The sequence below is a fragment of the Rugosimonospora acidiphila genome (assembly GCF_039543385.1).
GTDB lineage: Bacteria > Actinomycetota > Actinomycetes > Mycobacteriales > Micromonosporaceae > Rugosimonospora > Rugosimonospora acidiphila.
In genome coordinates, this window is sequence record NZ_BAABJQ010000011.1 from 14082 (window position 1) to 31029 (window position 16948).

General features: G+C 70.7%; 14 protein-coding genes. 5 read left to right on the forward strand and 9 right to left on the reverse strand.

Annotated features, from left to right (window positions below; all coding sequences use genetic code 11):
* Positions 1-303 precede the first annotated feature (303 nt).
* Complete coding sequence (locus ABEA87_RS19525; RefSeq protein ID WP_345631456.1) at positions 304-1608, forward strand: NAD(P)/FAD-dependent oxidoreductase; 1305 nt, start codon at positions 304-306, stop codon at positions 1606-1608.
* A 62-nt stretch (positions 1609-1670) separates the two neighbouring features.
* Positions 1671-2513 (forward strand): spermidine synthase, encoded by an 843-nt coding sequence (locus ABEA87_RS19530; protein ID WP_345631457.1) that lies wholly within the window; start codon positions 1671-1673, stop codon positions 2511-2513.
* Between the two features lie 21 nt (positions 2514-2534).
* Here the strand turns inward: ABEA87_RS19530 and ABEA87_RS19535 are convergent, their stop codons facing one another.
* On the reverse strand, positions 2535-2990 hold the full coding sequence (locus ABEA87_RS19535) for a nuclear transport factor 2 family protein (RefSeq protein ID WP_345631459.1): 456 nt from the start codon (positions 2988-2990) through the stop codon (positions 2535-2537).
* 180 nt (positions 2991-3170) lie between these two features.
* Here ABEA87_RS19535 and ABEA87_RS19540 point away from each other — a divergent pair, with 180 nt between their 5' ends.
* Positions 3171-4097 (forward strand): pirin family protein, encoded by a 927-nt coding sequence (locus tag ABEA87_RS19540; RefSeq protein ID WP_345631731.1) that lies wholly within the window; start codon positions 3171-3173, stop codon positions 4095-4097.
* Between the two features lie 52 nt (positions 4098-4149).
* Here ABEA87_RS19540 and ABEA87_RS19545 read toward each other — a convergent pair whose 3' ends face one another.
* From ABEA87_RS19545 to ABEA87_RS19570, 6 genes are all read right to left on the reverse strand, one after another.
* Positions 4150-4881: an alpha/beta fold hydrolase gene (locus tag ABEA87_RS19545; protein WP_345631460.1), complete on the reverse strand. Its 732-nt coding sequence runs from the start codon at positions 4879-4881 to the stop codon at positions 4150-4152.
* Between the two features lie 456 nt (positions 4882-5337).
* Positions 5338-6534: a hypothetical protein gene (locus ABEA87_RS19550; RefSeq protein WP_345631462.1), complete on the reverse strand. Its 1197-nt coding sequence runs from the start codon at positions 6532-6534 to the stop codon at positions 5338-5340.
* Positions 6531-7046, reverse strand: a complete 516-nt coding sequence (locus ABEA87_RS19555; protein ID WP_345631464.1) for a SigE family RNA polymerase sigma factor — start codon at positions 7044-7046, stop codon at positions 6531-6533. Before ABEA87_RS19555 ends, ABEA87_RS19550 begins: the two co-directional genes overlap by 4 nt.
* A gap of 226 nt (positions 7047-7272) precedes the next feature.
* Positions 7273-8397: a pectinesterase family protein gene (locus ABEA87_RS19560; RefSeq protein ID WP_345631466.1), complete on the reverse strand. Its 1125-nt coding sequence runs from the start codon at positions 8395-8397 to the stop codon at positions 7273-7275.
* 140 nt (positions 8398-8537) lie between these two features.
* Positions 8538-9137: a hypothetical protein gene (locus ABEA87_RS19565; RefSeq protein WP_345631467.1), complete on the reverse strand. Its 600-nt coding sequence runs from the start codon at positions 9135-9137 to the stop codon at positions 8538-8540.
* A 141-nt stretch (positions 9138-9278) separates the two neighbouring features.
* Complete coding sequence (locus ABEA87_RS19570) at positions 9279-13562, reverse strand: carboxypeptidase regulatory-like domain-containing protein (RefSeq protein WP_345631468.1); 4284 nt, start codon at positions 13560-13562, stop codon at positions 9279-9281.
* A gap of 263 nt (positions 13563-13825) precedes the next feature.
* Here ABEA87_RS19570 and ABEA87_RS19575 point away from each other — a divergent pair, with 263 nt between their 5' ends.
* Positions 13826-14368, forward strand: coding sequence for a YbhB/YbcL family Raf kinase inhibitor-like protein (locus tag ABEA87_RS19575; protein WP_345631470.1), 543 nt, complete (start codon positions 13826-13828; stop codon positions 14366-14368).
* An 85-nt stretch (positions 14369-14453) separates the two neighbouring features.
* Here ABEA87_RS19575 and ABEA87_RS19580 read toward each other — a convergent pair whose 3' ends face one another.
* On the reverse strand, positions 14454-15416 hold the full coding sequence (locus ABEA87_RS19580; protein WP_345631471.1) for a TIGR03557 family F420-dependent LLM class oxidoreductase: 963 nt from the start codon (positions 15414-15416) through the stop codon (positions 14454-14456).
* Between the two features lie 115 nt (positions 15417-15531).
* Between ABEA87_RS19580 and ABEA87_RS19585 the strand changes: the two genes are divergently transcribed.
* Positions 15532-16284, forward strand: a complete 753-nt coding sequence (locus tag ABEA87_RS19585) for a histidine phosphatase family protein (protein ID WP_345631473.1) — start codon at positions 15532-15534, stop codon at positions 16282-16284.
* 20 nt (positions 16285-16304) lie between these two features.
* On the opposite strand, the gene ABEA87_RS19590 is transcribed toward ABEA87_RS19585, so the two are convergent.
* Positions 16305-16871, reverse strand: a complete 567-nt coding sequence (locus ABEA87_RS19590) for a TetR/AcrR family transcriptional regulator (RefSeq protein ID WP_345631474.1) — start codon at positions 16869-16871, stop codon at positions 16305-16307.
* Between the last annotated feature and the right edge of the window lie 77 nt (positions 16872-16948).

Consider the following 16948-nt stretch of genomic DNA (forward strand, 5'->3'; position numbering starts at 1 on the left):
CCACCTCCGACCCGTCGCCCCGCGACGCTCCGGCGCCTCGCCCGGACCGCATCGGCCTGGGGCCCGCCGGCTGGTCCGCGAACGCCGCAACCGCCGGCCAACGGCCGCCGGTCAGCGAGCGCCGCCGCCCGCCGCCTGGTCCGCGAGCGCCGCGGGCCGGACCGGTGGGCCGCACGCGCGGCGCGGCCCGCCGCCGGCGGGCCCTGGCGAGTCGCCTGCGCAGCCTCTTCCCCGGCCCGGTCCGGCCAAACGTGCCGTGCCGCGCTGGTTTGCCGGCAACCAGCGGCGGGTAGGACGGCGTTCATGGCTCGTCCACGGGTTGTCATCGTCGGGGCCGGCTTCGCTGGCTACCATGCCGCCCGCAGTCTTCTGCGGCACGCCCGGGGTCGGGCGGACATCGTCCTGCTGAACCCGACCGACTATTTCCTGTACCTGCCGCTGCTACCCGAGGTCGCCACCGGCATCCTGGAGCCGCCGCACGCCTCCGTCTCGCTGCCCGCGACCCTGCGCGGTGTGCGGCTGGTGCTCGGTGAGGCGATCGCCGTGGACGTCGACCGGCGCCGGGTCAGCTACGTCAACCCGGACGGCGGCCACGGCCAGCTCGACTACGACCGGCTGGTGCTGGCCGCCGGCAGCGTCAACCGGCTGCTGCCGATCCCGGGTGTGGCGGAGCACGCGCACGGCTTCCGCGGCCTGCCCGAGGCGATGTACCTGCGTGACCACATGACCCGCCAGCTCGAACTGGCCTCCGCCGCCGCCGATCCCGAGGAGCGGCGGGCGCGCAGCACCTTCGTGGTGGTCGGCGCCGGGTACACCGGGGTCGAGGTGTGCGCGCACGGCCAGCTGTACACCGAAATCATGGCCGCGCGGTCGCCGCAGATCGGTGAGCTGATGCCGCGGTGGATGCTGCTGGACTTGGCCCCCCGGGTGCTGCCCGAGTTGGATGAGCGGCTGTCCGTCACCGCCGACCGGGTGCTGCGCGAACGCGGGGTCGACGTGCGCACCGGCACGTCGGTGCAGGAGGCCACGCCGACCGGCGTGAAGCTGTCCGACGGCGAGTTCGTGGGCACCCATTCGCTGATCTGGTGCGTGGGGGTGCGGCCCGACCCGTTCGTGGACTCGCTGGGCCTCGAGACCCGCCAGGGGCGGGTGGTGGTGGACGAGTTCCTGACGGTGCCCGGCCACCCGGAGATCTACGCCTGCGGCGACGCCGCCGCGGTGCCGGACCTGACCCGGCCGGGGGAGATCACCCCGATGACCGCGCAGCACGCCCAGCGACAGGGCAAGGTCGTGGCGCGCAACGTGGCGGCCTCGTACGGCCAGGGCAACCGGCGCGCGTACAAGCACCGGGATCTGGGGTTCGTGGTCGATCTGGGCGACTCGACGGCGGCGGCGAACCCGTTCGGGATACCGCTGGCCGGACTGCCGGCGAAGGCGGTCACCCGCGCGTACCATCTGCTGGCCATGCCGACCAACCGGACCCGGATCGTCGTGGACTGGGCGCTGGACGCCGTGCTGCACCGGCAGATCGTGCAGGTGGGCCTGGTTCACGCGGTCAGCGTGCCGCTGGACACCGCCACCCCGGAGCTACCCGCCCGGCGCGGCTAGTTCGCTTTGCACGGCTTCGTCCTGCCTGCCCCGTTTCTTCGACCGGGGGTAGGCTCTGACCAATGGGCAGGCGTGGCACGGCGGGGATCGTTGAGCAGGTCGACTTCGGCAGCGCCGAGCTGGTACCCGATGCGGATCGCCCGGGCGGCTGGACGCTACTGCTGGACGGGGTCCAACACTCCTATGTGGACGTGGAGGAGCCCCGGCATCTGGAGTTCGAGTACGTGCGGCGGCTCGCCTCCGTCGTCGATGCCGCCGCGCCGCCCGGCCGGCCGCTGCGGGTGCTGCACCTGGGCGGCGGGGCGCTGACCCTGCCCCGGTACGTCGCGGCCACCCGGCCCGGCTCCGTCCAGCGCGCCGTGGAGCGCGACGCCGCCCTGACCGCCCTGGTGCGCAAGGTCCTACCCCTGCCGCGCAACGCCGACCTGCGGGTACGGGTGGCCGACGCGCGCGACGCGGTGGAGGGTTCCGGCCCGGACCGGCACGACCTGGTGATCGCCGACGTGTACAGCGACTCGCGGATGCCGTCCCGGTTCGCGTCCGTCGAGTTCGCCGCCGAGGTGGCCCGGGTGCTGCGCCCGGGCGGCTGGTACGCGGTCAACCTGGCCGACGCGGCGCCCCTGTCGTTCAGCCGCGGGCAGGTCGCCACCCTGCGCGAGGTCTTCGACGACGTGTGCCTGATGGCCGAGCCGGGCGTGCTGCGCGGCCGCCGGTTCGGCAACGTGGTGCTCGCCGCCGGCAGCGACCTGCCGGTGGCCGCGCTGGCCCGCTCGGCGGCCACCGAGGTGTTCCCGGCCCGGCTGCTGCACGGCGCGGACCTGGATCGGTTCATCGCCGGCACCCGGCCGGTGACCGACGCCACCGCCGTGGCCTCCCCGGCCCCGCCCAGCGACCTGTTCGGCTGACGCCGCCTACTCGCCCGCCGCCTACTCGTCCCGCCCGGAGGGCCCGGCCCGGCGCGCCTGCTCCGGCTGGCCGACCCGACCGGCCAGCGGGCTGCGGCGCGCGAGGATGCGCCGGTAGGCGATCCGCCAACCCCGATCACCCCGCCGGACGGTGTCCTCGTACGTCACGCTCCCGCACGTGCCGTCCGCGTTGATGCCGATGCCCTTGGAGCGGACCCGCACCTCGTCGCCGTCGGGCTCGCCGAGCACGATGTTCGTGACGTGGTGCCCGACGGGGTTCGCGCCGCCCAGCGCCAGGGCCGCCTCGCGCAGCGCGGCCAGGCCGGTGAGGGTGCCGCCACCGAGGTCGGTCATGTCGTACGTGACGTCGTCGGTGAACAGTTCGTGCATCCGGTCGTGCTCGCCCGCGTCGACCAGGTGCCCGTGCCGGTTGATCAGATCCACGATCGCCGTACGGTCCTCGGCGGTCAGTGCCATCGCCAATCCTCCAGGATGAGCCGGATCGCTGAAGAGGGGTTATCCCCGTTTCGGCCCCGTACGCTACCGGGGACCTCCCCGGTTAGCAAAGGGCCCGCGTCGGCGGGCCCGGGCGCGTCGTAGAGTCGAGTCGTGAACAGCTCCGCACCCGTGCCGCAGACCACCTCGTACGACGCCGGCGTGGCCACCGTCGCCGACCCGGCCAGCGTGCTGCTCCCCGGCCACGACGTGCCGCTGGGCCGGTACACGACGGTGCGCCGGCTGCTGCCGCAGCGCAGCCTCCGGATGATCGGCGCGTGGTGCTTCGTCGACCACTTCGGGCCGGACGACGTGTCGGGTCGGCCGGGCATGAGCGTCGGCCCGCACCCGCACACCGGCCTGCAGACCGTCACCTGGCTGGTGGACGGCGAGGTGCTGCACCGCGACAGCCTCGGCAGCCTCGCCCGGATCAGACCCGGCGAGGTGAACCTGATGTCGGCCGGCCGAGGGATCGCGCACTCCGAGGAGTCTCCGGTCGAGCACCCGCCGGTCATCCACGGGCTCCAGCTGTGGGTGGCGCTGCCCGAGTCGGCCCGGCACGGTGAGCCCCGGTTCGACCACCACCCCCAGCTGCCGACCTTCGCCGAGGCCGGGATGAGCACCACCGTGGTGGCGGGGGAGATGGCGGGGCACCGGTCGCCCGCGCTGGTGCACACGCCGCTGGTCGGCGCCCAGATCATGCTGGCGGCCGCCGCGGGTGCCCGGATACCGCTGGAGCGTGACTTCGAGTACGGGGTGCTCGCGATGAACGGCACGGCGCGGGTCGCCGACGCCGACCTGTCCCCGGGCAGCCTGCTGTACCTCGGCCGGGGCCGCACCGACCTGACGCTGCGCAGCGAGGACGGGGCACGGCTGTTCCTGCTCGGCGGGGAGCCGTTCGACGAGCCCCTCGTGATGTGGTGGAACTTCGTCGCCCGTACGCACGACGAGATGGTTCAGGCCCGCGAGGACTGGCAGGCCGGTCGCCGCTTCGGTGAGGTCACCGGCTTCAACGGGGATCGGCTGCCGGCACCGACCATGCCCACCACCCGCATCAAGGCGCGGTACCGGGACGGCCGCACCGTCTGAGGACCGGGTCCGGGCACCCGATCGGGCACCCGGACCTCGCGACGTCCAACCCTCACGCGGCCGAGAGCAGCGACGCCTTCAGCCCGTCCGGGATCGCCTCCAGGATGGCGTCCGCCATCCGCTCCGGGGCCGAGTACATGACCTCGTGCGACCCGGGGATCTCGACCACCTTGGGCTCGTGCAGCCGCTCCCAGAACTCCTTCCAGGCGAACAGCGTGTCGTCGGTCATGTGGATGTACCCCGCCGGCAGGCGCAGGTCGAAGAACCGCTGCACGTCGGCCCGCCAGGTCAGCGAACCGGGCCCCTCGGGGGTGAGTTCGGCGAACGCGAGGGCCGCGACGGCCTCGGTGGAGTCCTGGATGAACGCCGCCCGCCAGGTCTGGTAGGTGGGGCTCCAGCTGCCGTCCTCGTGGAAGACGAACATGTGCTGCAGCCGCGAGGTGTCGGCGTTCAGGTCGATCAGTTCCTGGCCGTGCACCGGCACCACCGCGTTGGCGAAGATGGTGGCGGCCACCCGCTCGGAGACCTCCTGGGCGACGGCCATGATGATGCTTCCGCCGAACGAGTGCCCGACCAGTACGACGTCGTCGAGGTCGTGCTGGGTGATGAAGTCCACCAGGCCCGCCACCATCTGGTCGTGGCTGAGGTTGCGGGGGACGTGCGGGCCGTGCCCGGGGATGGTCGGCGCCCACACGTTCGCGACGCCCCGGTCCTTCAGGTGCGCGACGACCCTGTCCCAGGCCCGGCCGTCGTGGAAGGCGCCGTGGATGAGAACGATGTTCATTGGTACTGCTCCCAATAGCGGGTAGGAGGAGCCGGCCGTCGCTATCCGTCGCGTTGTCAACGGAAATGCGATGGCTTTCCAAGAATTTGAGTTTGTGAATGAATTGCGAGCGACGTGGGCCCTGCGTCGCACGCTTTCGGGAAAACGCATTTTCGGGGAAACTGTCGCGCTCACCGGCAGCGTAGCAGGGCGTCGGCTTCAAGATCCAGTTCGGCCGCGCAATTTCTCCGTGCGAACCCTTGACCAAACCATTGCGCCAGTCGCAATTGGTCTGCGATTCATTCACCGTTCAACGCCGAACGCCTCGCCCGCCGCGCCTGGCTCCCGGGCAGGCCGCCGCGCGGGCCAGCGCCGGCAACCCGAGTCGGCAGGAGGACTGTCAGACAGAAGGGGGCGCCCGTCTCGCGACGGGCGCCCCAAATCCATAATCTCCGAGGTCGAATTCCGGTCAGGTGCTCAGCACTGCCAGGTCACGGCCTGACTGTGGCCGTCCCTCGACTTGGGGGCGGCGTAGCCCACGACGAGGTTGGTGTCGGAGATCCCCTTCAAGGTGACCCTCGCGTCAGCCGAAAAACTCTGCAGCGGAATCGGGTTCTTATCCGGGATCACGGCGGTGGGGGTCACCACCCAGCCCGAGGCGTTCACGGCGCCGCCGTTGTCGGCGGAGTTCAGGATCGTCACGCTACCGGTTCGCAGGTTCCAGCGTGCTGTCTGGCTGGCGCCGGGAAACTCGCCGACAGCGCCGGTGACCCACTCGCCCCGTGCTCCATAGGCCAGCGACTTCTGACCGGAGGGTGCGGCCAGCTTCCGACCGTGGCCGTTCGCATCCCAGGTGTACGCGGCGTCGGCCACGCCCGCGACATAAGACGTACCGACCCGGGTGCCGTCGTCGGTGATCGCGAAGAGGTTGGCCCCGGCGGGCAGCGTCACCTTGTGCGCGGTCGTCGACCCGGCCGGCCAGATCACTCCGACGGCGCCGGCACCCTCTACCGAGCCTTTCGCCTCCGCGTTGATGACGACGTCGCCGGCCGCGTTGATGCTCGCCGTGGGAAAGAGGTGAGGATAATGCGGCAGCGGTGACAGCTTGGTCACCGTCCCGTTCTGGTACCGGTACACGTACTGGTCATCGGGGCTGTTCTCCGCCTGTCCCACGACGACGCCGTTCGCGTTGATCGCGTCCACCGTCGCGGATTTCGCGTGCACGGGAAGGACCTGCGCTCTGCCGCCGGTCCAGAGGATAGGTACGCCGTTCTGGCCAACCCAGGCCTGGCCACCGACGTACCGGCCGGTCGGATCCACGGCGGATGCCTCGACATCGGCCAATCCGTTGGGGGACGGCAGCGCCGTCACCGCGCAGGGTTGAGCGCTCGGTGTCGCGCTGGCCGCGTCCTGCGTCGCTCGGGGTGCGCCGGCAGCGATCGGCGCAGCCACCGACCGATGCCCGGACGGCCCGTCCGCCGCTCTGATGACCAACGGAGTGGCCAACATGGCGGCCACGACGAGCGCGGACACACCCGCGACACCGAACGACCGCCGTCGACGCAGGCTGCGCCGGCCGACCGTGATCACCTGGTTGAGGTCGACCCGGGTTGGTGGCGCCGACACGCCGGACAGTAGATCGCGTAGTACGAAGTCGCGGTCTTCCTCAGTCATCTCATCTCCCGTTGACCGACCATCGATTCCGAATTGCCGAGCACTTCACGCAGCGCGGCCAGACCTCGGGCCGTTTGACTCTTCACAGTCCCGACCGAACAGCCGAGCGCCTCCGCGGTCGCCTCCACAGAGAGATCGCAGAAGTACCGCAACACGAGCACGCTCCGTCGCCCCGGCGGCAACCGCCGCAGAGCGTTCTCGATCTCGTCGCGTTCCTCCACGCCGGGTGCTTCTGGTAGCGCACTGTCTACCCAGGCCGACCGCAGCACGACCCGTGACCACCGCGAGCGCCGCTCATCAACGAACTTGTGGATCAAGATCTTGTGAACGTAGGCGTCCAGGTCGTCGGCGGCCCGCGCGCGACGCCAGCTCAGGTAGAGCGCCGTCAGAGCCGCCTGCACAATGTCGTCGGCTCGATGTGCGTCACCGCACAACAGATACGCAGCGTGGTGAAGGCGCGGCAGCCGCGCGGAAACATACTCAACGTAATCCCGCTCAGCCTCCGGCTGCATGCCGGCTCCTCTCTCTCACGAGTATCTGCTCTGTAGTCGTACGAGGAGGCCCAGGAGGTTGCTCGGGTAACCGCTCCAACATCGGCGGGACCATCGAGGCCGTGCACGATGGATATCTTGAGATGCGCGACTGGCTGACGCGCGAACGGGTGGTCCTCAACGGTTACCGCATGGTGCGGCGGCGCGCCACCCGTCCGGGCAGTGGCGCGCCGCCGTCATTACCGCTTCAGTGGACCGGATTCCAGCCGTCGCTGCCCGCGAGGTAGCGCTGCGGCGTGTAGGTCGCTGCCTGGGCGTCGGTCAACTGGGGCCGGTTGCTGTTGACCGTCGCACCCGCGCCGGTGTCGTGGTATTCGAAGAAGCGCGCGTTCTTCCACGAGAAGCCGGACATGTCCGTCCACGGTGCGTCCTTGATGTGCGCGCCCAATGTGGACTCGCGGTACACCACCTGCGCGATGGCGTTCGGATCGCCGCTCGGGTGCCACGGGCGGCCGAGGTACACCGTCTTCGCGGCGGCCGGACTGGTCAGCGTGCAACGGTAGAACAGGAAGCCGTACGGGTTGCCGATGTCGGTCGACGCGGCGGTGACGTACCCGTTGTTGCTCGACGAGCCCCGGTTGAGGGAGTTGATCTGGCAGCCGTCGAACACCGCGGTGCCCCGGCCGAAGATGAAGTCCACGTCGCCCTCGACATAGCAGGAGTGCAGGTACACCCGGCCACGGGTGGCGGTGGACGGGCTGTTGAGGTACAGCGTGTCCTGGTTGCCGAGGAACCGCACGTTGTCGAAGGTCAACCGGTCGGCGCTGGTGAGCACGGCCACGGCCTGCTGGTCGGCGATCTCCGGGTGCCCCGCCTCGTTGAACGTGTTGGAGAAGGTGAGGTTGGACGCGGTGAAGTCGTGGCCGGCGATGGTCACCGAGGCGCTGCCGGACGTGCCGTACGTGCCGCCGCCCGGCTTGGCGGTGCCGCTCGCGTTGTCGTAGGTGATGACGACGTTGCTGGGTCCGGCACCGGCCCCGACGAAGGAGATGTACGGCTTGTTCGAGGGGATGTTGACGAGTTCCTTGTAGGTGCCGGCCTTGATGGTGATGGTGTACCGGCTCGGGTTGTTCGCCGGCACCGCGTTGACCGCGGCCTGCACGGTGGTGTAGTTGCCGGTGCCGTCCTTGGCGACGACGGACGACGACGCGGCGGAGGCGGCGCGTCCGGCACCGAGCGACGCGACGCTCAGGGTCGCGGCGGCCAGGGTCGCGGCCAGGGCCGTGGCGCGGATCGCGGTGTGGATCGCGGCGCGGCTGCCGGCCGGGCTCGGGGCGGGTGGGCGGATCGGACGGGAAGCGAGCGGTGTCATGGCGACCTCGGGAGCGGGAGCGGGGTGGCGTCCGGGTCGGAGACGCCTCGGTGAGGCGGAAAGCGCTTTCCGAAGTATCGAAGATAGTCCAATAGATAGATACCTGTCAACCTATGGGACGGGTGGGGTGGGCGCGGCGCCTACTGCGCCAGCCAATCGACGGGGGTGGCGCCCTGCGGCGCGTACCGGATGATCTGCGGCCGCTTGCCCGCCGGCACCGCGAACACCACCCAGCCGCGCAGGCACTGGCCCGGCCGCAGGCTCTGCGGACTGCTCGGGTACGCCGGCTTGGGGAACTGGGCCGAACTGGTCCGGGTGGCCACGATGGACGAGTCGTCGGGGTACCGCAGCGACCACGGCCCGTCGCTGACCGTCGCCTCGAAGACCGACCCGGACTCGGCGCAGGTCTGGATGTCGGCCGCGGCCCACTCGTCGCCGGGCCGATCGGGCGCCATCGCGGCGGCGGCCGGCTGGTCGTACCCGAACACTGTCGCCGAGATGAACCCGTTGTTCGCGGTGACCGTCTCGCCAATGGCGTGGCCCTGCGGCGCCGAGCCGGGCGAGACGCTCGGCGGCTGCTGCCCGGCGCCCGGCGGCGGCGTCACGATCGGCCCCGGGGATCCGGTTGTCTGGCCGCCGCATCCGCCGGTCAGACCCGCGGTCAGACCGGCGAACAGGACGGTCAGTAACGCGCCGCGTTTGCTCGCGTACCCTCCGCGTGTCGCCGGTCGTCCCGTCATGGCCTAGATAATGCCTGGTCTCCGGCGGGGTTGGGTGACGGGTGGTGGATGGCGGACCGGCCGGCCCGCCATCCACCACATGCCGTCAGGCTGAGGCAATGGCCTGTGCTCGCCTCCGCCACAAAACGGCTCCGGCTGCGCTCAGGCGGTCTTCAGTGCGAAATTCGCCGTCGTCGTCGTGCCCTTGGCGATTTTGACGGTGCGTACCTGCGGCTGGTAGCCGTCCTTGGCGACGATCACCTGCAGCGGGTTGTTGCGGACGTCGAGCCACAGCGCGTACTGGCCGTTGCTGTCGGTCTTGAGCGTGTAGCTCGCCGCCCAGGTGTCGACCTGCACGGTCGCACCGGCGATCGGTGCGCCGCTGGCCGAGGTGATGGCGCCGGCGATCTTGCCCCAGGTCTTCGGGGGCTTGACCGTCATCGTGACGTTCACCGGTGCGAGCGAGTAGGGCGTGTCGGAGCGCAGCGCCAGACTCGCCGTGAACGTGCCCGGCTGGGTGATATCCGGTGCGGTGGCGTCCAGCGTCACGGTCACCGTCGCGCTCGCACCCGGTGCCAGGGTCAGGCTGGTCGGGTTGGCCGACAGCCAGCTCACGTCCCCGCTGCCGGCAGCGCAGTCGGCGAATCCGGGCAGCACCTCGGAGTTGGCCAGCGGTGGCGTGCCCAGGGGGCCGCCGGGGTTGCCGCCGACCTTGTAGAAGCCGCAGGCACCGCCGCCGCGGTACAGCGAATTGTTGGAGTTGGGCAGCGCCGACCACTGGCCGCTGTCCGGGTCGAACGCGTACCCCTGGTTGGTGATTGTGCTGCTGCCCGCGGTGACTCCGCCGGAGACGAGCAGCTGTCCGCCCGAGGTCGCGGTGTCCGCGGCCCACAGGTCGATCGGCAGGTCGGCCACCGGCGACCAGGAGTCGCTGTCCGGGTCGTAGGCGTAGGCGTGCGTGATGGCCGCCTCGTCGGTGGTACCGCCGGCGCAGTACACCTTCCCGTCGATGCCGCCGCAGGACTCCCAGGCGACCGGTTCGGGGTAGGCGGCGGCGCTCGACCAGGAGTTGCTGGCCGCGTCGTACACCTGCACATCGCTGTTGCCGCAGGTGTCCGTGCCGCAGCCACCCACCTGGTACAGCCGGTTGCCCAGCACGGCACTGCCGCCCGCCGCGTACGGCTTCGGGTTGTCCGCGCCGGTCGACCAGGCGTTCGTGGCCGGATCGTAGATCTCCACCTTGGGATCGGGGTCACCGCTGGCGCCCCAGCCCCCGGCGGCGATCAGCTTGCCGCCGATGAACCCGCCGCCCGGATGTTCCCGGGTGTCCGCGGCGCTGGCCAGCTTGGTCCAGCTGCCCGCGTCGGGATCGTAGGTGTACAGGTCGGCCAGGTCTTCCTCGCCGTCGAAGCCGAACGCCGAGTAGAGCTTGCCGTCGTCGGAGCCCGCCAGGTTGTCCTGGATCGTCGCCGGGTAGTCGGGGATGGCGGTCCACGGCGCGTCCGCAGGCGAATCGTCGGCCGCCGCCTTACCCGCCGCCCTGCCCGCGGCCTTCGCGGCCTTGACGGCCGCGCTCATCGAGTGCCGGTTGACGGTGGTACGCACCAGGTTCAACGGGGCGCCGGTGGTGCGGCTGGCCTGCTGGAACGCGCCGGACTGTTCGGCGATGTTCAGCGTGGCCGGTTGGCCCCCGGTGTTCTTCACGGTCACCGTCGCGGTGGCCTGGCCCTGCCAGGGCACCGTCTTGGTGATGCTGGTCGGTGTCACCTTGAGCTGTCCGGCGGCCAGCGCGAAGTTCGCCTTCGTCGTGAAGTTCGCGGCCACCTTCACCGACTTGGACGGCGAGGCGTAGTGCGGCTTGGACGCGGTGAACTGGTGCGCCCCGGTCACCGGCGAAAACAGCCAGTAGAAGCCGTCGCCGAGGTTCGGGTCGTCCGGTGTGGCCGCGCTGGTACCCGTGGCGACATCGGAGTCCACAGTGGACACAACCGCGCCGTTGACGCCGGCCTTCGTGTTGGCGTCGGTCACCTGGCCGGCCACCAGCCCGCCGTGTACCGGGTCGCAGGTGCGCGAGCCCAGGAACACGTTGTCGACCTCCCACCAGTACGCCCACATGCCCACGTAGTGGAACCGCAGCTGCACCGCCGGCTTGCCGGCGGCCTGCGGCAGCGGCAGGTCCACGTGCGCCGGCCCGGTGACCGAGTCCGCGTCGTGATGCCACAGGTTGGTCCAGGTCGCCCCGCCGTTGACCGTGACGTCCACGTTGGCCTCGCCGTTGAGGAACGACCTGTAGTCCGTGTCGAAGCTGAGGTCCGGCGCGGTCGTGCCGGAGAAGTTGACCACCGGGGTGGTCAGTACGGTGTCCTCGGTCTTGCCCTCGCCGAGGTAGTCACTGTCCACAATGGCGAATCCACCGGTGCCGCCGGTGAGGTTGCCGCGCGGCTCCGGGTCGTCGAACTCCCAGCCGCCGTTGGCGTTGGCGTCGGTGACCGTCCAGCCCGCCGGGGTGTCGGTGCCCTCGAAGGTCTGCGTCGAGCCGTCGAAGGACTCCTGGTACCCGGCTGCCGTGCAGCTGGTCGCGTCGACCGGCACGGCGACGTCGGCTGTCGCGTCGTGGGTGCCCACCGTCACGTCGCGGGTGACGGTCTGGTACCCGGGATAGTTGGCGGTGACCTTCAGGTGGTAGGTCTGCCCCTGTGGCAGCTGGAGCTCGTAGTGCCCGGTGTAGGGATCGGTGAACACCGGCGCGCCCGGCACCCCGTCGACGCTCAGCTTCGCGTACAGCGGCCAGCCGTGCCCGGAGCCGTCGGTGACCGTACCGCTGACGGTCGCGCTGGGCAGCGCGCTCAGCGCCACGTTCTCGGTGACCGTCGCGCCGTCCGCGACCGCGACACCGGTCACGGTCGCGCTGCCGTACCCGTACGCGGCGACGGTCAGGTCGTAGCTGCCGGCCGGCACGCTCAGGTCGAAGTGGCCCGCCGCGTCGGTGGACGTGTTCATGTCCGAGGTGGACACCGTGGCGCCGGCGATCGGCGCGTGGGTGCCGGCGTCGGTCACGGTTCCGGTGATGTCGCCGTGCGGCCCGGTGGTAAACGCCTCCAGGCCCTTGGGCGTGCCCAGCCCGGTCGGCCCGTCGTAGCCGACCCCGGCGGTGCACAGGTAGGCCGGGCTGCAGCTGCCGTTGGCTCCGGTGGTCACGTCGTTGAGCGCGTCGGGGTTCGCGTACGGGTACGAGTTCGGGTAGCTGCCCGGCGCCGGAGTGCCGGCCACCGCGTACACCGCCGCGATGATGGGTGATGCCGCGCTGGTTCCGCCGGCGACCCCCCAGCCGTCGCCGTCCTCGCCGTAGGTGTCGTACGTCGCCACACCGGTGGCCGGGTCGGACACCGCGGAGACGTCACCCACGGTGCGCTTGTCGCAGCCCGTGTCGTGCTGGAAGGCCGGCTTCGGCTCGTACAGCGAACAGCCGCTGCCCGGGCCGCCGTACCCGTTGTGCCACACCGATTCCGACCAGCCCCGGGTGCTGGAATCGCGGACCAGCGAGGTGCCGCCCGCCGCCGTCACATAGCTGGACGCGGCCGGGTACTGCACGCCGTAGTCGCCGTCCCCGGTGCTGGCCACCATGGCCACTCCCGGGTGGTTGTAGTACGGGTCGAGGTCGGTCGGGAAGGATGGGTCCTCGCCGCTGCCCGGTGTGCTCGTGTAACCCGAGCCGTAGCTGTTGGAGACGTACTTCGCGCCCAAGGTGACGGCCTCGTCGGCCGCGATGGCCAGGTCGAGGCCGTCGTTGAAGTCGGCCTCGACGAGCAGAATGTGAGCGGCCGGCGCGATGGCGGAGACCATGTCCAGATCCAGCGAGATCTCGCCGGCCCAGCCGGAGTCCGGGTCCGGGTAGTCGGTCCCGCCACGCTGGTCCACCTTGCGCAGGCAGCCGGTGTCGGTCGTGCATGGCGGCAGGCCGTACTGCTGCCGGTAGACGGCCAGGTCGGCCTCGGCGTTCGGGTCGTCGAACGCGTCGATGATGGCCACGGTCGCGCCGGCACCGCCGTCCGCCGGCAACCCGTACGCGCTGGCCAGGTCGGCCGGCCCGTACCCGGCCGGGGTGTCCGCCGGCCGCAGCCCCCGGCTGGGCTTGATGTCGCGTCGGCGCAGCGCGAAGCAGGCGGCCTCGCCCTTCTTCGGTGCGGGACACAGCGCCTCGACATCGAGCTTGCTCGTCGTGCCGGTGGCCGCGCGGCCGGTCGACGCGCCGCCGGGCGCGGCCGGTCCTGCCGCGTTGCCGGACGGTGCGCGCGCGGCAGGCCCGTCCGGCATGGCGTGTGCGGTGGCGGGCAGCCCGAACACCGCGATGGCGAGCGCCGCCGCGGCGGCGAGCAGACCTCTCCGGGCGGGTGAGTGGCTTCTCCCGGTGTGGAAGCCGGGTTGGATGATCCGGGGTATGTGCATCAAGGTCCTCCAGCCTCGTTGCACCTGGCCGGCCCTTGATCAGGGTCGACGGCGAAACTCCATGTATCGCCGCCATTACCCTGCATAGAAAAAAGTGAATGTGTCAACGAACCGCGCTGGTGTAATTGCGTCAAGAGGATGACTCGTTACAAAAACCTTACGGCGGTTCACGTGCACATCAGGCATTGCGGACGCCGACACGCCGGCACGACGGGCGTCGAGGTGGGGTAAGAATGACGAGTACCCAGGCAGAAAGGATCATCATGTCTTTGTTGGATCGCGCCACCGCGCCGGATCCGTTCGACATTCTCCCGGCCCGACCGGCGTTCATGTTGAGCAGCACCGACATCGCCGACGGGCAGCCGCTGGATTCGAGGTTCGCGCACGGCAGCGTCGGCGGCGAGAACGTCAGCCCGCAGCTGAGCTGGTCCGGGTTCCCGGCCGAGACCAAGGGCTTCGTCGTGACCTGTTTCGATCCGGACGCGCCCACCGGAAGCGGGTTCTGGCACTGGGTCCTGGTCGGCCTGCCGGCCTCCGTCACCGAGTTGCCGGCCGGTGCGGGTGCGGCCGGCATGCTGCCGCCCGGTGCCTTTCACGTCCGCAACGACTACGGCGACCTGAACTACGGCGGCTCCGCCCCGCCGGCGGGCGACGTGGTGCACCGGTACGTGTTCACGGTGCACGCGATCGACGTCGAGGACCTCGGCCTCAACGACTCGGTCAGCCCGGCCTACGTCGGCTTCAACCTGGCCTTCCACACCCTGGCCCGGGCCACCCTGCGGCCCACCTTCCAGGTGGCGGCGTAACGACCCGACACCGGCGGCCCGGCCGTTTTCCGACCGGGCCGCCGGTGATGCCAGCGATCCTCACGTTCTGCCGCGATGCGGCGGTCTACGACGACCGCAGCGCGGGCAGCAACTCCTTCTCCGCGAAGTCGAGGAACGCGCCCTGGCTCTCGCCGCCCACCTGGATCAGCGCCACGTGGGTGAAGCCCGAGTCGAGGTACCGACGCACCGCCGCCACGTGCTGGTCCAGGTCCGGACCGCACGGGATGGACTCGGCCACCTGATCCTCGGTGACCGCGCTGCTGGCCCTCGCCATCGAATCGGGACCGGGCAGCTCCGACATCACCGGCCAGCCGAGCCCGAACCACGCGAACTGCTGGTGCGCCATCCGGCGGCAGCGCCCCTCGTCCTGCCCGTAACAGAGCGCCACCTGCCCGTACCGGGGCCGGCGCACCCCGCCGCGCGCCTCGAACTCCTGGACCAGGTCGGCCCTGGGCTCGGCGGCGATCATCGCGTCCCCGTACGCGGCGGCCAGCTCGCACGAGTCCGGACCGGACACCGCCACCCCGATCGGTACGCCCTCCGGCGGCCGGTCCCACAGTCGTGCCTCGGGCACGTCGAAGTACTCGCCGTCGTGGTGCACGGTCTGCCCGACCAGCAACGGCTGGATGATCTGCAACGCCTCGGCGAACATCCGGTGCCGCTCGGTGGCGTGCGGCCAGCCACCCACCACGTGCTCGTTGATGTTCTCACCCGCGCCGAGCCCCAGGGTGAACCGGTTTTCGGACATCAGCGCTATGGTGGCTGCCTTCTGCGCGACCACGACCGGGTGGTACCGGCGGGTGGGGCAGGTGACAAAGGACATCAGGCGCATCTGCTGGGTGGCGTACGCGACCGCACCCAACACCGCCCAGGCGTACGGAGAGTGCCCCTGCTCCTCCACCCACGGGTAGTAGTGATCCGAGGTGACCGCGAAGTCAAATCCCGCCTCCTCGGCACGGATCGCATCCTCGACCAGACGCCGCGGCCCGCGCTGTTCGCCCAGCAGCGTGTATCCGAACTCCGCCATGGTTCTCCGTCCACCTCCCGTTTTTGCCCTATGGATGCATAGCCGACCAAGAGATCAACTAACCTGCCGCCGGGCACCGGTTAGCGGGTAGTCGAGCCGGGGTAAGCGGCCCGGGATGAGCGAGCTGGCGTGGCTTGGTGTGGTGCGGCACGGTCAGAGCGCCGGCAACGTGGCGGCCGAGCGGGCCGAGGCGGCCGGCGAGGAGCTGGTCGATCTGCGGATCAGCGACGCCGACGTGCGGCTGACTGAGACCGGTCGGGAACAGGGCGCCGCCATCGGACGCTGGATGGCCGAGCTGCCGTCCCGGGAACGGCCGCAGGTGGTGTTCAGCTCCCCATACCGGCGCGCCATGCAGACCGCCGAACTGGCCGTGGCCGCCGCCGGGTTCGGGGCGCCGCCGCTGCTGATGGACGAGCGGTTGCGCGACCGCGAGCTGGGCGTCCTCGACCTGCTCACCAGCAGGGGTGTGACCGCCCGGCGGCCGGAGGAGGCCGAGCGCAAGCGCCGGCTGGGCCGCTTCTACTACCGCCCGCCGGGCGGGGAGTCCTGGGCGGACGTCGCGCTACGGCTGCGTACCCTGCTGGGCGATCTGCGCCTGGAGTACCCGGGGCAGCGCGTGCTGCTGGTCGCCCACGAGTCGGTCATCTTCCTGCTCCGGTACGTCATCGAGCGGCTGAGCCAGGAGCGGCTGCTGGAGCTGGTCGAGGCGACCACGCTGGCCAACGCGTCGCTGTGTTCCTGGCGACGCGACGACGGCCGGCTGCGCCCGTCGGTGTTCAACTGGGTGGGGCACCTGACCGAGCAGGGCGTGCCGACCACCCAACAGGAGCAGGTCGTCGCGCAGCCGGGCCGCGCACCGCGCCGTTGAACGGGCCGCGCAGCGTGCCGTTAGGCGGGCCGCAGCAGCGGCAGGAAGATGTCGTCGACGATCTCGGTGAGCGTGGACTCGTCGACCACGCGGTGGCGCAGTAGGAGTTCGTGGCGGATCAGGTCGGTGGGCAGCCGCGCGATGCGCGGCGTCACCGCGTCGAGCCGTACCTCGCCGCGCTCGGCGCCGCGCTCGAGGATGGTCGCCATCGCGTCCTCCAACACGTGGATGAAGTTCACCCGCAGCTCGCCCGACTCGGTCAGGATGCCGCTGATCAGATCGGGCGGCATCTGGCGGAAACGGCCGACCATGCGCTGCATGATGTCGAGTACGTCGCCCCGCACCGAACCGGTGTCCGGTAGGTCGTCCACGATCGAGGACCAGCGGTGGCGGATCGCGGAGAGGACCAGCTCCACCCGGTTGGGCCAGCGACGGTAGAGCACCTGCTTGCCGGTGCCGGCCCGGGCGGCGACTCCCTCCATGGTCAGCCGGGCGTAGCCGACCTCGGCCAGCTCGTCCCAGGTAGCCCGGAGGATCGCCCCCTCAAGCTCCGTACCCCGGCGGCGCTGCGCGGTGATCCCGATCACCTCCGATTGGAGACTCTGCGTCTCTTAAGCCTACACTCGGCCGGAGTAAGAGACATGCCGTCTCCTATTGGAGTCTG